Consider the following 13,988-nt stretch of genomic DNA (forward strand, 5'->3'; position numbering starts at 1 on the left):
GGGGCCGATTGTGCTGCGGTTTGGGGCGCATGGACAATGGCAGTGGCGGGTATGATAGTATCAGCATAATGAGTGATGCAATATCAGAAAACAGCAATACAATGCAGCTTGATGATAGTAACCTGCCGCTGCATGAGCGGCTGGCCAATGCCGTCGAGGCGGCGATAGCGACCGGGCAGTTCCAGACAGGGTCACGCCTGCCAACCCACCGGCAATTGGCACAGCAGTTTTCGGTATCGATTGGCAGCGTGACGCGGGCGATTGATACGTTGAGTGCCCGCGGCGTGGTACGCGGCGAGATCGGGCGCGGCACGTTCGTGCTCGAGCAGGGCGATAGCGATGATGGTGGTGTGGTGGACCTGACGGTCAACGCACCGCCGCCCGTGGTGCCGCTGGCGCGGTTGAACGAAGCGAGCCTGATGGCCAATCGACAGGCGCTGGGGTTGGCTCATGGCGGCTATGTCGACCCCAGTGGGACCGAGCGGCAGCGCGCCGTGATCGCTGACTGGCTGAGCCAGAGCCGGACCGCGCTGAAGGCCGATGATATCCTGTTGTGCAACGGGGCCCAGCAGGGGCTACATCTGGCCTTTGCCGTGCTGCAGCCGCGCTCCAACATCATCCTGACAGAAACGGCAACATTCCCCGGCGCCCTGGCGGCGGCGGCCAATCTGGGGATGAGCATGGCGCCGGTGGCCATTGATGATGAAGGCATGTTGCCCACCGCACTGGCACAGGCGCTGGAAACCAGCGGTGCGCGGATCATCTATACAACGCCGGTGTGCCAGAACCCTCTGGGGTTTGAAACGGGGCCAGCGCGGCGGCGCGAACTGGCGACAATCGCCCGGCGCTATGACGCGATGATCATCGAGGATGATATTTACGGAGTCTATGCGGCCAAGGGGCGACTGACCTATCGCGAGCTGGCGCCCGAGCGGGTGTTTTATGTCACCAGCCTGTCCAAGAGCGTGACGCCGCTGGTACGCGAAGGGGTGATCGCGCCGCCGCCCGAACTGATGGCGGCCGTGCGCAAGCGGTTGCGGGCCGAATGCTGGGGGTTACCGCCCTATATTGGCGAACTGGCCGCCGCGATGATCGAGACGGGACTGGCGGGCGACGCCGCATCGGCCCTGCGCGAAGAGGCCCGCGCGCGCGTGGCGCTGACCCAGGATTTGCTGGGACTGGGTGCTGTGCCGATGCCCGATGGCGCACCGCATGTGTGGCTGGCCATGGACCCTCTCAAGGCCGAGCAGTTCGCCCGCCGCGCCAGCGAAGCCGGGGTGCGCATCACCCCGCCTTCGGCCACCCAGGTCGGCGAGGCGCCGGTGAGCGGGGTGCGGCTCTGCATCATGGCCCCCGCTGCCCGCGCCACACTGACCCGGGCTCTCAAGATCATTGCCGGTATACTGGGCAGTGACGAGGATGTGGTGGTTTAAGGGTGCGGCGGCTGGAGCCGCGCTGCAACCTAGTGTTCACGGCGTGGCTGGCTTCAGCGACCACCGCAATTCGGCGCACAGCATTGGCTTTGTTTCGCTGATAATCGACGCGGCATAAAACCGCTCTTGGGTGGGTGTCCATTGGAAGGGACCGGCGCCCGTCAGGTGCGGATAATGAGCAGCGGAGTGCCTAAACGTCGTCCGGCGGTTGTTCAGACGCACTTCCCGGCGTTTTTCCGCCCAGAGCGTCGCGCAATTCCAGAGTGATTTCGGCAAGCTCGCGTGCCTTTTCCGGACCGATTGCGTTCTCAATGACATCGTCAATGGCGCGCCAGGCCGCGCGAATCTGATCGAGCAGGTCACTGCCCTTTTTCGACAGTCTGAGCGTGTTGCTGCGAATGTCGTGGCGATCGACTTCGCGCGTGATGAAACCGGCCGCCACCAGCCGTGCCGTCATGGTGCTCATGCTGGCCGGGGAGACATCGAAGGCCCGGGCAAGTTCGACCTGCGACGCGCGGCTCATTCTGGCGAGAGCATCGAGGATGCGTGCCTGTCGCGGCTTGATGCCAAGCGGAGCAAGCTGATGATGGAGGCGGTCCTCGATGAGGTCTGCGGAATGCAGCAGATAGTGCAGGCGAAGGCTGTCTGATTGCATGGGTATAGTTAGTATGCTAACTGTCACGTAACGGCAAGAGGGGCGCGGGGTGCAATCGGCGCGCGGTGTCCGGCCTTCAATATACAGGAGACGGCTTACTTTCGTGAGCTTCCTGGCCACTGCTCTGCGAATTTGGAACATCATGCAAAAAACCAACCAAGCGATCCGTACTCTACTGCTTGCTGGCGCGTTCACGACGCCCGGTATTGCCGCCGCGCACAGCGACATGGCCAGCTTCGACGCCGCCATATTCGTCGAGCAGCCGGTCACCGTGGAGTGCATGCTGGACAGTGGCGCTGCCGCGAGTTGTCACGAGTTCACGGTGCGCTATTTGCCTGAGGGTCTCGAAATTGGACCATTTTGTCCTGTGACCCTGGACGACGTCGGGGGCATCTGGGAATGGACCGGCGAGAATGGCGGGCTGTACAGCGTTGACGCCGCTTTCCTGCATATGCTCGATGATCTGGGCTATCGCTTCTTTGACGATGACGGCACCGTCCATGTGGTGGATATCGCGACCGAGCAACCAAGTGTCGATCATGCCTGCATCAATGTCTCGGCCGACGAGACTGTCACCATCACCATGCGCCTTCCGGTCGATCCGGTCATGGCAGAAACCCCAACTGCTCTGGGCGTGGTTGGCAAGGTCGGCGTCGCGCTTGATGGCGTGCCGATCTTCTCGGATGCACCCAGCATCCAGCAGACTGGCCATATGCCCGCGCTTGACACCTGTGGCGGCCATATCGATCCCGGCGGCTGGTATCACTGGCACGCCACCTCGACCGATATCGACACGGTCTTTGAAGCCGAAGACGTGGCGGCCCAGTGCGGCCTGGAACAGGACAGCGCCGCCCTGTTCGGATATGCCTTTGATGGCTTCCCGATGTATGGCAGCGCCGAGGCCGATGGATCTTCCCCGGTAGCGCTCGATGACTGCAATGGCCATGTCGGGGTGACGGCGCTGGGCGAGACCTATCACTACCATTCTTCCAAGGAATTTCCGAACCTGCCGGCCTGTCTGGTTGGCGTTCAGGCGCAGGACAATTTCTCGACTACGGCAAGTGCCGGGGTCGGCGCGACCCAGGCTGGTGAGGGCGGTCGCAACGAGCCGCCACGTCCAACCGATGGTGGCCAGGGCGGGGCGCCTGCCGGCCTTGACGCGGCAGCTGCAACGCTGGGGATCACCACCGAGGCGCTGATGGATGCCCTGGGAGACGCCCAGGGCGGTCGCCCTGATCTGGCCGCAGCTGCAGCAACTCTTGGTATTACCGAAGGCGAGCTGAGTGCCGCCCTGCCAGCGCCGCCTATGCAGTAGATGGCCGCTGAGCCGTGTATGCGGTTGTGGGGGTGTCGAACAAAGCATCGATCAGCAGAACGTTAGGACACAGGATATGAAGATCGCCATTGTCGCCATTGCTGGCTGGATCGCCGCGACAGCGCCGGGCCTTGCCCAGACTCAGAGCCAGGCTGATCGTCTCGAGGAGATCGCCCAGTTCTTTGCTGGTGCCGATATCGTCTCGGGGCCGTCAGTTGTGGACTGCACCTTGTCAGGCGGAACCAAAACCACCTGCTTTCAGCTCACCGTGACGACCGATCCGCAGACCTACACGCCCGGCCCGTGGTGCCCGAGCAACATCTCCCAGGACGCGTCACATGGCGGCATCTGGCTGGAAGATGGCGAAGTGCACGACGTCGACGGTGCCTTTATTGCCAATCTGGCCGAATTCTATGGCGATACCGACTGGCAGTTGTTCGATGCGCAGACGGGTGACATCAATTTTACCGGCACACTGGCATCGTGTGAGGCCGCTGCGCGTCCCGATGTCGATGCGGCCTATAATAATTACTGCGTGCAGTGCCTGCCCGAATACATGCCTGATGATGCGAGCGTGACCTATGTCATTCCGCTCGATCCGCAGCCAGCGGCACGGGCGTCGCAGACCGGCATGTCAGGCTCCGGCATCGCCTATAACGGCATTCGTCTGGATGGGCCTGCGCCTGTCGACGCGATCCTGGATGCGCACACCATCGCGCCATTCGACGATTGTGGGGGCCATGTCAATTTGCATGTCGGCTACCACTATCATGCCGTCACGACTTGTCTGGATGCGTCACCGGCAACCACGGGGCCGGTGTCTGCCGACGCCGCCGCGGAGCACGGCATGCAGATCGGGCTGGCCATGGATGGCTACCAGATATTTTCGCATCTGATGGGTGATGGCAGCGATCCGGCCGATCTGGACGCGTGCAACGGTCATCAGGCTGACAATGCGTCTTACCACTATCATGCAGGCGAAGCAGGCTCGAACGCTATTCTGGCCTGCCTGATGGCAGAAGCCGGTTGCGTTAGTGAGGACGCTGATGCGGCGTGCGATGCGTCGGCGCGACCCGGGCGACCGTAGTCGTTGATCTTACCCGGATGAGGGCTGGCGGTTGAGGGAGCCCTGGAATCCGCGCCGGTTTCTGCGCGTCAGGATTGGTTGATACGATCTCCCGTCTGAGGTATGATGTACGTACCTCATTTTTGTTGTGTCCCCAGAATCCCAGGCGGGCTCAGAAGGGCGTGAGGGGTGGGGGAGGTATCAAGATGACGTCGTTCGAGATCAAGCCTGAGAGCGTCATTGCAGACGAGCAGTCGCTTCGGAAGCTGTTTTCCGAGACGCATGAGCTGGCTGTTCAGAAGCAACAGGGCGCGCTCGACGCGCACGCCCAAGCGTTTATTCGGCGTTCGCCGTTCATTTGCATAGGCACCCAGAACCTGGTGGGACAGGCCGATGTCAGCCCGCGCGGGGATCCGGTTGGCTTTGTCAAAATCCTCGATAAACACACGCTCGCGATACCAGACCGGCCCGGCAATAACCGGCTCGATAGCCTGGTCAATATACTCGAGAATCCGCGCGTCGGCCTGTTGTTCATCATCCCGGGATTCGACGATACCTTGCGCGTGAACGGGCACGGCGTTCTGGTGACCGATCCCGACGTCCTGGAGGGCATGACCGTCAATGGCCGCCCGCCCAAACTGGCGATCATGGTCAAGGTGGATGAGGTCTTTCTGCATTGCGCCAAAGCCTTTCGGCGCGCGCAATTGTGGAACCCGGAGCACTTCCAGAACCGCTCGGACATGCCGTCGCTGATCAAAATGATCCTAGACCAGTCCAGCGGCGCGCCCAGCGACGCAACCGAGCAGCGCAAGCTCGATGATGACCTAGAGGAGGACTACAAGCGCACCCTGTATTGACTGGCGGGGCTGTGCTGCCGCCCGTCCGGTTGGCAGCTGGTCATGATGGGGCATCTGCATCAGTCAATGCGGCCTGGTTGAGGTAACTGCGGCACATCTGGGCCAGTTGATCGCGGACATCATTTTCAAGGCCTGCCGGGAGGCGACGTTCGAAGACGTTGCGGACGGTGCCGAAAATCACCGCCAAAAGCGTGGTGTTGACCAACGACAGATCGGCGAAGCGGACATCGGGGGCCGTGCAGAACATGGCGATGGTGGCGGTATCGACGCGCTGCGCGAAAGCGGCGATCAGGGCGTCATTGTCGAGTTCAACCGCGGCGCGATAAAGGGCGCGGGTGACGTCGCTGCGCTCGGTCTTGGCGGCCCAGTAAGTGTTCACCAGAGCATCGACCATTTCAGCGATGGGGACGCCTGCGTGCCGGCTGCAGGTTGTCTCGATCCTGTCAGCGACCATGTCGAGATAGCGCTCGTTGAGGGCGTAGAGCAGCGCCTGCTTGTGGGGGAAGTACTGATACATGGTGCCCACAGATACACCTGCACGGTCGGCGACGCGGGTGGTGGTCAGGCGGTTGAGACCCTGGGCCAGCAAAACCTGAATAGTGGCTTCGAAAATGGCGTCGAGCGTGACCATCGAGCGCGCCTGAAGCGGCTTTTTGCGGGCAGCCAGATGGCCCGGAGTGGTGGTGGCCATATGCGAATCCTCAAGATGAATGATCCTTCATATAATCGGCTGCATCAGCAGAACAATGTGAAAGATTACGCATGACCAACACGCAACGCATTGCGCTTGTGACCGGCGCCAATAAGGGGATCGGGTTTGAAATTGCCCGCCAGCTCAAGGCGGCGGGTGTCACCATTATCGTAGGCGCCCGCAATGGTGAACGTGGCGAGACGGCGGCTACAGCGCTGTCGAGCGCGGATGAGCAGGTCGCGTTCATCCAGATCGATGTGACGGACGCCGCCAGCATTGGGGCCGCTGCCGCCGAGATCGAGGTCCGGCACGGCCGGCTGGACATCCTGATCAACAATGCCGGGATCGTCGACGCGGCAGACGGCCCGCCCAGCGTGTCGGATATCGATGCGGTGAGACGGCTGATGGAGACCAATTTCATCGGCGCGCTGAGCGTGACCCAGGCCATGCTGCCGCTCTTGCGCAGGGCGCCGGCCGCCCGGATCGTCAACCTGTCCACGACATTGGGTTCGCTGACGATCAATGGCGACCCCAGCTCGCCTTATTATGAGGCCCGGCTGATTGGCTACAACGCTTCGAAAGCGGCGCTGAACATGCTGAGCGTGCAACTGGCCGCAGAGCTGGCGGGAAGCGGGATCGCGGTCAATGCGGTGGCGCCGGGCTATGTCAAAACCGACCTGACGGGGCATGCCGGATATATGAGCGCTGAAGAGGGCGCCAGGCTGCCGGTGCAATATGCCTTGTTGGGTGCAGATGCGGTCTCCGGGCGCTTTGTGGCGCCAGACGGGGAAACACCCTGGTAGGAGCGGGCTGATCCAGATGGGCGGGTGGTGGCTGCCCGTTCAGGCTTGCGCGGCGGGCCTTGGCTCGTTTTCGACGCGGTGCTCGAAATCAGCCAGGGCCATGGGTCGACCGTAAAGATAGCCCTGGAACTGGGTGCAGCCGGCCTGAGCGAGCAGGGTATGCTGTTCCATTGTTTCGACGCCTTCGGCCAGCACGTCGTGATCGAGATCGTGGCCGATGCGGATGACGTTCTTGACCAGCGAGGTGCTCTGGCTGGTGCTGGCGGCATCCTGGACAAAGCCGCGGTCAATCTTGATTTGCTGGATGGGCAGCCGGCGCAGATAGGACAGGGACGAAAAGCCGGTGCCGAAATCATCGAGCGAGATGGTGATGCCCAGCGCGCGCAGGCGGTGGAGGCGGGCGATCACCAGCTCCATATCGGTGACCAGAATGCTCTCGGTCAGTTCAAGGATCAGCTGACGCGGGTTGGCGCGGGTCTTGACCAGCGTGTCGCGCACAAAATTCTCGAAATCGGCATGCATGAGCTGGCTGGCGCTGACATTGACCGACAGGGTGAGGTGCCGGAACTGGGGAATTTTGCCCCATTGCGCCAGGGTGTAGCAGCCTTTTTCGAGCACCCAGCCGCCAATGGCGATCATCAGGCCAAGCTTTTCGGCCTGCGGGATGAACTCGATCGGCGATACCGTGCCGCGTTGCGGGCTGTTCCAGCGCAATAGCGCCTCGGCGCCAATGGTGGCGCGGGCCAGATCGACCTGTGGCTGGAAAACCAGCTGGAACTCGTCATTCCACAGCGCGGCCATCAGATCGCGGCTGAACCTGTCCTTGCGGACAAACTCGGCCTGCATGGCATGGACGCTGGCTGCCAGCAGCGTGGTGGCGAAGATTGCATTGGCCCAGGTGCCGCCCACGCGCAGCGTGTCGGGCATGGTGAGGACATAGGGGGAGGCCAGCGGTGCGCTGGCGAGAACGACAAAGGCCAAAAGGCACAGGCCGATCAGGGCGAGCTGGATGCGCGAATTCTCGCGCTGGTAATTGAGATAGCCCAGAGCGGCGATCAACAGCAGATAGAGATGGCTGACGCGGGGAGCGTCGGCAGTGGGAACATTGAGCACCAGGCCCATGATGATGGCGATGAGCATCAGGGCGGCCTGAGCGGCCAGAAGGCCGAAGGTGAGATGGCCACGCCGGATCAAGCCATAGATGGCCAGCCCGGTGGCAATGATGGCGATGTCCAGCGCCACCACGCCCCACCAGCCGATGACCGCAAAGACTACGGCCCAGCCCAGACCAATGGCCGCATGGCCAGCGAGCCATAGCGATAGGCAACGACCATTCGGGTTGAATAGTGGCTGCTGGCTGCCGAAGAGGGGCCTAGCGCTGATCTTGCCATACATGCTCCGAGCGCGGCATCAGGTGACGCCATGGTGCACGATAGCGGCGGCGTTGTTAAGAACACGTGTGCCGGCCTGCGCTGTGGCGGGGAGGTTCTGCCTGGTATGCGCATCAATCGACGCCGGATATGGAACGAGCATTGGCCCGGTTCGTTGGTGTGCTCACGGTTGCAGCATTCGGCCCCGCGTCGTTGCGCCAAGCGACTGAACTCCCCTGATGACAAGAGGTAACAAGCCGATGAAAATTCTCATGGTTCTGACGTCGCACGACCAGCTGGGCGACACGGGAAAGAAGACCGGCTTCTGGCTCGAAGAATTTGCAGCGCCCTATTACGTGTTCAAGGATGCGGGCGCCGAGGTTACGCTGGCGTCGCCCAAGGGCGGGCAGCCGCCGATTGATCCATCCAGCGATGCGGAAGACGCCCAGACCGAAGCAACCAAGCGCTTCAAGGGGGATACTGCGGCGCAGCAGGATCTGGCCCACACCACCACGCTGGCGGATGTTTCGGCCGATGGTTTTGACGCGATCTTTTACCCGGGCGGCCATGGTCCGCTGTGGGATCTGGCCGAGAATGCCCATAGCAAGGCGCTGATTGAAGCCTTTGCCGGCAGTGACCGCCCCGTGGGGGCTGTGTGCCATGCCCCCGCCGTGTTCCGGCATACCCAAGGCCAGGACGGAAAGCCTCTGGTATCGGGCAAGACGGTGACCGGTTTCACCAATACGGAAGAAGAAGCGGCCGGCCTGACCAAGGTGGTGCCATTTCTGGTCGAAGACATGCTCAAGGCCAATGGCGGTGAGTACCAGAAGGGCGCTGACTGGGCCTCGTTCGTGGTGACCGACGGCAAGCTGGTGACCGGGCAGAACCCGGCTTCATCAGAAGAAGCCGCACGCAAGCTGCTGGGCCTGCTGGGCTAGACGCAATCGGGGAGGCCGGATGACGGCCTCCCCGTTGTTAATGAGACGCTGTTAGAGCGCGCCCTGATACTCGCCGCGCGCCGGGTAGTCGGTCTTGATGGCGAAATCGAGTGCGGAGACCAACTCGGCGAAGTGCGGGCGCACGAAGGGCATGGTCTGGACCGAGCCATAATACAGCGTCTGGCCGGGCGAAACCAGGAACAGGCCGGGTTCGGAAAACAGGGCTGGTTCTTCGATGTCGATCGAGGTCTTGCCGCGCGAGGTCGAGATATAGAGGCCCCATTCGCGGGCCTTTTCCAATGACAGTCCGTAGCCGATCTGCAGCTTGCTGGCGCCGATCTTGTCGGCCATTGCGCGGGCGCGTTCCTCGGTATCGGTGCTCAGGGCGATAACCGAAACGCCGCGCTCGGCGAAGTCGTCGATGCGGGATTCCAGATCCTTGAGGTAGTTGGCGCAGATGGGGCAGTGCAGGCCGCGATAAAAGCAGACGACCGTACCGCGTTCGCCCTGCGCCTCGGAGAGGTTGAAAACCCCGTTGCCCAAGGTCTGGACGGAGAGGTCAGGGGTTTTCTGGCGGGGCATCAGCATGGGCAGTCTCCTTGAAGGGGTTATAGCTTGCCATGGTGATAGCCGATGTTATGATATGAAAAATCCGAAAAAACAGATCGAAACGCCGAATGCAGCCTCTGGATCGTCTATCCGCCCTGATGGCGCGGTTTGAACTGAGTGTCACGGCAACCGAGATTGCCCAAGGCAATCTGCTGGTGCTGGCAGATGCCCAATCGGGCTGCGCAATGCGACTGATCCTGCGGGCGAGCGGTAGCGTGGCCGGGTTCGATACTGGTGGTCAGAGCGTATTGCTGAGCGCCCGGGTGGATTGGGGCGGTACCGATAATCCCCTGCTGACCGCCTTGCCCGAGACATTGGAACACGCACTGTGCGACGACGATGAAATCAAGCTGCTGACCCGGTTGCTGGTGGACGAGCACAAGGGGGCGCGCTGCGGCTCCAAATCGGTGATCAATCGTCTGGGCGAGGTGCTGGTGGTGCGCCTGCTGCGCCGCCAACTGGAAGCGGGCAGCCTGCGTGTTGGATTGCTGGGCGGGCTGGCCGACAAGCGGCTGAGCCGCGCTATCGTGGCCATGCATGAGCGGCCCGAGCGGGTGTGGAGCGTAGATGATCTGGCCGAGATTGCCGGGCTATCAGTCAGCCGGTTTGCGCAATTGTTCAAGGCCGCCGTCGGGCAGAGCCCGCTGAGCTATCTGCGCAAATGGCGTCTGGTGCTGGCCAAGCAGGACATTGAGCGCGGTGACCGGGTATCGAGTACGGCGTTGCGCTATGGCTATGGCTCGTCGGAAGCCATGAGCCGGGCGTTTTACCAGCAATACAGGATCAAGCCGGTGGCCCTGCGCAAGCAGATGGCCGAGGGGCCGGCGCGGCCTTAGCCGGGACCAACGCGGCGCGGTTTTGACAAAACCGTGTGTAGCGCGCTGTCTGGCACGATCCGACATTGACATGTTTCTATGTGCACTTTAATGCATGCATTAATGAAGTCGATGACCTTGAGGGCGTGATTGCAATGGGAATGACGAAGACAGTTGTATCGATCGAGGGCGAGAGCTTTTTGGTCAATGGCAAGGTGCTGCATCAGGGGCAGAGCTATAGGGGCCACAGCATTGAGGGCCTGTTGTTCAATTCGCGCATGGCCAATGCCATGTCGGACGATGAGAACCCCAGCACGCGCGGCGTGTGGGCCTATCTCGATGGTCCGTTTTCGGCCGAGCGCAATGTCAGCGAGTTCATCGCCCAGCTGCCCGAATACAATCGGCACGGGCTCGATGCGGTATGCATCAACATGCAGGGCGGCAGCCCGCAGGGTTATAGCTGGGTGCAGCCCTGGGAAATCACGGCGTTCAACGCCGATGGTTCGATCAAGCCAGCCTGGCTGGAGCGTCTGGACCAGATCATCACCGCCTGTGACGAACTGGGCATGGTTGTGGTGCTGGGTCTGTTCTACTGGAAGCAGACGCGCGTCTTCAAAGACGAGGACGCGGTCAAGGCAGCGGTCACCAATACGGTCGACTGGCTGGCCGAGCGCGGCGCGCGCAATGTGATCATGGAAATCGGCAATGAGGTCGACCTCAAGTTCGCCCATGAGATCATTGAGGCGGCGCGTGGCGATGAGCTGATCAAGCTGGCGCAGTCGCATTCCGAAGGGCGGTTTGACACGCCGGCCAAGCGCCTGCTGGTCAGCACCAGCCTGGCATTCCCCAACCAGCCGACTGATGCGCACATGGCCTGCGCCGACTTCCTGTTGCTGCATGGCAATGCCACGCACCACCCTGACAGCGTGCGCCTGCTGGTGTCGCGCTACCGGGCGAACCCGGCCTATCGCGGCCAGCCGCTGGTGTTCAACGAAGACGACCATTTCGATTTCGACAAGAGCGACAACAACATGCTGGCAGCCATCGAGATGCATGCTGGCTGGGGCTATTTCGACTACCGCATGAGCCGCGAAAACTACGAATATGGCTATCAGTCGCTGCCCGTGGACTGGTCGATCTCGACCGACCGCAAGAAGGGGTTCTTCAACCTGCTCAAGCAGGTCACCGGCAAGTAGGCTGAAGCATCTGTCATGGCCTATGTCGTTGTCGTTGATCTGACACTTGCGCCCCAGCATCGGGGGGATTTCATGCCCCTGATGCTGGCCAATGCCGCAGCCTCGCTCGCCCATGAGCCCGGCTGTCGGCAGTTTGATGTCTGTGTGTCCGTGCAGGACGCCAATAGCGTGCTGCTCTACGAAGTCTATGACAGCGCCGCCGCTTTCCAGACACATCTGGAAAGCCCGCATTTCCAGAGTTTTGACCAGAATAGTGCCGCCATGGTGACCCACAAGAGCGTGCGCAGCTACCTGTTGCCGGATACATCGGCGGCAGGCGCATGAGGCTGGGGGTCATTGCCGACGATTTTACCGGCGCCAGCGACATTGCCAATGTCATTGCCCGGACCAGCGGGGATGGACGGGCATTGCGGGTGGCGCAATATTTCGCGCTGCCCCAGCAACCTGCCGATGATGCCGTCGATGTTGGCGTCGTCTCGCTGAAGTTCCGCTCCTTGCCGGCTCAAGAGGCGGTCGCGCAGGCGCTGTCTGCACTGAAGTGGCTGCAGGCGCAGGGCGCAAGCCAGATCATCTACAAATACTGTTCGACTTTTGACTCCACACCGGCAGGCAATATCGGCCCGGTGGGGGAGGCACTGGCGGCAGCGCTGCAGGTCAAGGGTGTTGTGGCCTGTCCGGCGTTTCCGCAAACCGGGCGCACGGTCTATCAGGGCCATCTGTTCGTGCAGGGAAAATTGCTGCATGAATCGGGTCTTGAGAACCATCCGTTGAACCCGATGACCGATGCGTATCTGCCGCGCTGGCTGGCGCAGCAGACGCAAAGCCCGGTGGGGTTGATTGATCGTTCCAAGATCGTTGCGGGGGCGGCGGCAGTTGCGGCGGCCCTGGGTCAGGCCGCAGCGGAAGGGCAGGTGCTGGTCATCGCCGATGCCATTGATGATGGCGATCTGGAGGTGCTGGCGCAGGCGGTGGCTGACGCGCCCCTGGTCACAGGCGGTTCGGCAATCGCGGCGGGTCTGGCGCGGGCGCATATCAGGGCCGGTGGCGGCAAGCCGAGCGGCACGCTGGGCGTGGGCATCCAAGGTCCTGCCGTGGTCCTGGCGGGCAGCTGCTCGCGCGCAACACGAGAACAGGTCGCGCAATTCAGCGCAGACCATCCTGCATTGCTTGTTGAGGCCGCCGCGCTGATGGGCGGGCGGATCACGCCCGAAGATGCGTTGGCCTTTGTGAAGGCCCAGGGCGATCGGACCCCGATCATCTATTCTTCAGTAGCGCCCGATCTGCTCAAGCAGGTGCAGACACAGTTTGGCGGCGCAGTGCTGGCCGAGCGGCTGGATCGTTTCTTTGCCGATACGGCGCGGCTTGTGGTGGCCAATGGCGTGCGGCGGCTGGTGGTCGCGGGTGGTGAGACCTCGGGGGCGGTTGCGTCCAGTCTGGTGCTCACCGATGTCGAGATTGGACCCGAAATAGCGCCCGGCGTACCGGTACTGGTGGCGCAGGGTGAAACGCCGCTTGCTCTGGCGCTCAAGTCGGGCAATTTTGGCACCGCCGATTTCTTCGCACGAGCGCTCGATCTGATGGCGCACCCAGAATAGGATCCGAGATGAGCCAAGCCGAGCTACGAGCGCAGATTGTCGAGTTGTCGCGCTCCCTGTTTGAGCGTGGCTATTCCGTGGGCTCGTCGGGCAATATCAGCGTGGCAGTTGAGGGGGGCGGCTTTCTGGTGACGCCAACCAATAGCTGCCTGGGTCGGCTTGATGCAGACGCGATCTCGCTGCTCGACGCGGACTGGCACCATATCGGAGGCGATGCGCCATCCAAGGAAGTGTTTCTGCACCGCGCCTTTTACGAATCCCGGCCCGGTACGGGTGCGGTGGTGCATCTGCATTCGACCTATGCCACGGCGCTATCGTGTCTGAGTGATACCGACCCGGCCAACTGCATTCCGCCGATCACACCCTATGTGGTGATGCGCGTGGGGACGGTGCGAATGGTGGATTACGCCATGCCGGGTGACCCGGTGACCGGCGATCTTATTCGCGGGCTCGATGGACAGGCGGCAGCGGTTCTGCTGGCCAATCATGGACCCGTGGTGGCTGGTGCCAATCTGACAGCGGCGGTCTATGCGGCCGAAGAGCTGGAGGAAACGGCCAAGCTGGTGTTTCTGATGCGTGGTCTGGCATCACGTCAGTTGACGGCCGAGCAGGTGGCGGCGCTGAACGCGCGGTTCAAGCGCTAGG

General features: G+C 62.0%; 15 protein-coding genes. 11 read left to right on the plus strand and 4 right to left on the minus strand.

The window, feature by feature from the left end:
- Nucleotides 1–101 precede the first annotated feature (101 nt).
- Nucleotides 102–1,433: an aminotransferase-like domain-containing protein gene (locus KD146_RS02500; protein ID WP_212657172.1), complete on the plus strand. Its 1,332-nt coding sequence runs from the start codon at nucleotides 102–104 to the stop codon at nucleotides 1,431–1,433.
- A gap of 190 nt (nucleotides 1,434–1,623) precedes the next feature.
- Here the strand turns inward: KD146_RS02500 and KD146_RS02505 are convergent, their stop codons facing one another.
- Entirely contained in the window at nucleotides 1,624–2,088 is a 465-nt protein-coding gene (locus tag KD146_RS02505) for a MarR family winged helix-turn-helix transcriptional regulator (RefSeq protein ID WP_212657173.1), read from the minus strand.
- Between the two features lie 142 nt (nucleotides 2,089–2,230).
- Here KD146_RS02505 and KD146_RS02510 point away from each other — a divergent pair, with 142 nt between their 5' ends.
- The 3 genes from KD146_RS02510 to KD146_RS02520 all read left to right on the plus strand — a co-directional run bounded on the left by KD146_RS02510 (nucleotide 2,231) and on the right by KD146_RS02520 (nucleotide 5,326).
- Nucleotides 2,231–3,403 (plus strand): YHYH protein, encoded by a 1,173-nt coding sequence (locus KD146_RS02510; RefSeq protein ID WP_212657174.1) that lies wholly within the window; start codon nucleotides 2,231–2,233, stop codon nucleotides 3,401–3,403.
- A gap of 76 nt (nucleotides 3,404–3,479) precedes the next feature.
- Nucleotides 3,480–4,490 carry a YHYH protein gene (locus KD146_RS02515; RefSeq protein WP_212657175.1) on the plus strand — a complete coding sequence of 337 codons (1,011 nt, stop codon included), beginning with the start codon at nucleotides 3,480–3,482 and terminating at the stop codon, nucleotides 4,488–4,490.
- A 185-nt stretch (nucleotides 4,491–4,675) separates the two neighbouring features.
- Nucleotides 4,676–5,326: a pyridoxamine 5'-phosphate oxidase family protein gene (locus KD146_RS02520; RefSeq protein WP_212657176.1), complete on the plus strand. Its 651-nt coding sequence runs from the start codon at nucleotides 4,676–4,678 to the stop codon at nucleotides 5,324–5,326.
- A 40-nt stretch (nucleotides 5,327–5,366) separates the two neighbouring features.
- On the opposite strand, the gene KD146_RS02525 is transcribed toward KD146_RS02520, so the two are convergent.
- A complete protein-coding gene (locus KD146_RS02525; protein ID WP_212657177.1) occupies nucleotides 5,367–6,017 on the minus strand; it encodes a TetR/AcrR family transcriptional regulator in 651 nt (216 codons plus the stop codon).
- Nucleotides 6,018–6,088: 71 nt separating this feature from the next.
- On the opposite strand from KD146_RS02525, the gene KD146_RS02530 reads away from it, so the two are divergent.
- Nucleotides 6,089–6,820 (plus strand): SDR family oxidoreductase, encoded by a 732-nt coding sequence (locus KD146_RS02530; RefSeq protein WP_212657178.1) that lies wholly within the window; start codon nucleotides 6,089–6,091, stop codon nucleotides 6,818–6,820.
- 39 nt (nucleotides 6,821–6,859) lie between these two features.
- On the opposite strand, the gene KD146_RS02535 is transcribed toward KD146_RS02530, so the two are convergent.
- Nucleotides 6,860–8,215 carry a putative bifunctional diguanylate cyclase/phosphodiesterase gene (locus KD146_RS02535; protein ID WP_212657179.1) on the minus strand — a complete coding sequence of 452 codons (1,356 nt, stop codon included), beginning with the start codon at nucleotides 8,213–8,215 and terminating at the stop codon, nucleotides 6,860–6,862.
- 235 nt (nucleotides 8,216–8,450) lie between these two features.
- On the opposite strand from KD146_RS02535, the gene KD146_RS02540 reads away from it, so the two are divergent.
- Nucleotides 8,451–9,128 (plus strand): type 1 glutamine amidotransferase domain-containing protein, encoded by a 678-nt coding sequence (locus tag KD146_RS02540; protein ID WP_212657180.1) that lies wholly within the window; start codon nucleotides 8,451–8,453, stop codon nucleotides 9,126–9,128.
- Nucleotides 9,129–9,179: 51 nt separating this feature from the next.
- Here KD146_RS02540 and KD146_RS02545 read toward each other — a convergent pair whose 3' ends face one another.
- Nucleotides 9,180–9,716, minus strand: a complete 537-nt coding sequence (locus tag KD146_RS02545) for a peroxiredoxin-like family protein (RefSeq protein ID WP_212657181.1) — start codon at nucleotides 9,714–9,716, stop codon at nucleotides 9,180–9,182.
- 89 nt (nucleotides 9,717–9,805) lie between these two features.
- Between KD146_RS02545 and KD146_RS02550 the strand changes: the two genes are divergently transcribed.
- The 5 genes from KD146_RS02550 (at nucleotide 9,806) to otnC (ending at nucleotide 13,987) form a co-directional block, all read left to right on the plus strand.
- Nucleotides 9,806–10,573 carry a helix-turn-helix domain-containing protein gene (locus KD146_RS02550; RefSeq protein WP_249327560.1) on the plus strand — a complete coding sequence of 256 codons (768 nt, stop codon included), beginning with the start codon at nucleotides 9,806–9,808 and terminating at the stop codon, nucleotides 10,571–10,573.
- A 140-nt stretch (nucleotides 10,574–10,713) separates the two neighbouring features.
- Nucleotides 10,714–11,748: a cellulase family glycosylhydrolase gene (locus KD146_RS02555; RefSeq protein WP_212657182.1), complete on the plus strand. Its 1,035-nt coding sequence runs from the start codon at nucleotides 10,714–10,716 to the stop codon at nucleotides 11,746–11,748.
- Between the two features lie 15 nt (nucleotides 11,749–11,763).
- Nucleotides 11,764–12,072, plus strand: a complete 309-nt coding sequence (locus KD146_RS02560; RefSeq protein WP_212657183.1) for a putative quinol monooxygenase — start codon at nucleotides 11,764–11,766, stop codon at nucleotides 12,070–12,072.
- Entirely contained in the window at nucleotides 12,069–13,343 is a 1,275-nt protein-coding gene (otnK, locus tag KD146_RS02565) for a 3-oxo-tetronate kinase (protein ID WP_212657184.1), read from the plus strand. The genes KD146_RS02560 and otnK overlap by 4 nt, the downstream gene beginning before the upstream one ends.
- 8 nt (nucleotides 13,344–13,351) lie before the next feature.
- Nucleotides 13,352–13,987, plus strand: a complete 636-nt coding sequence (otnC, locus tag KD146_RS02570; protein ID WP_212657185.1) for a 3-oxo-tetronate 4-phosphate decarboxylase — start codon at nucleotides 13,352–13,354, stop codon at nucleotides 13,985–13,987.
- Nucleotide 13,988 lies beyond the last annotated feature (1 nt).

The sequence above is a fragment of the Devosia litorisediminis genome (assembly GCF_018334155.1).
Classification (GTDB): Bacteria; Pseudomonadota; Alphaproteobacteria; order Rhizobiales; family Devosiaceae; genus Devosia; species Devosia litorisediminis.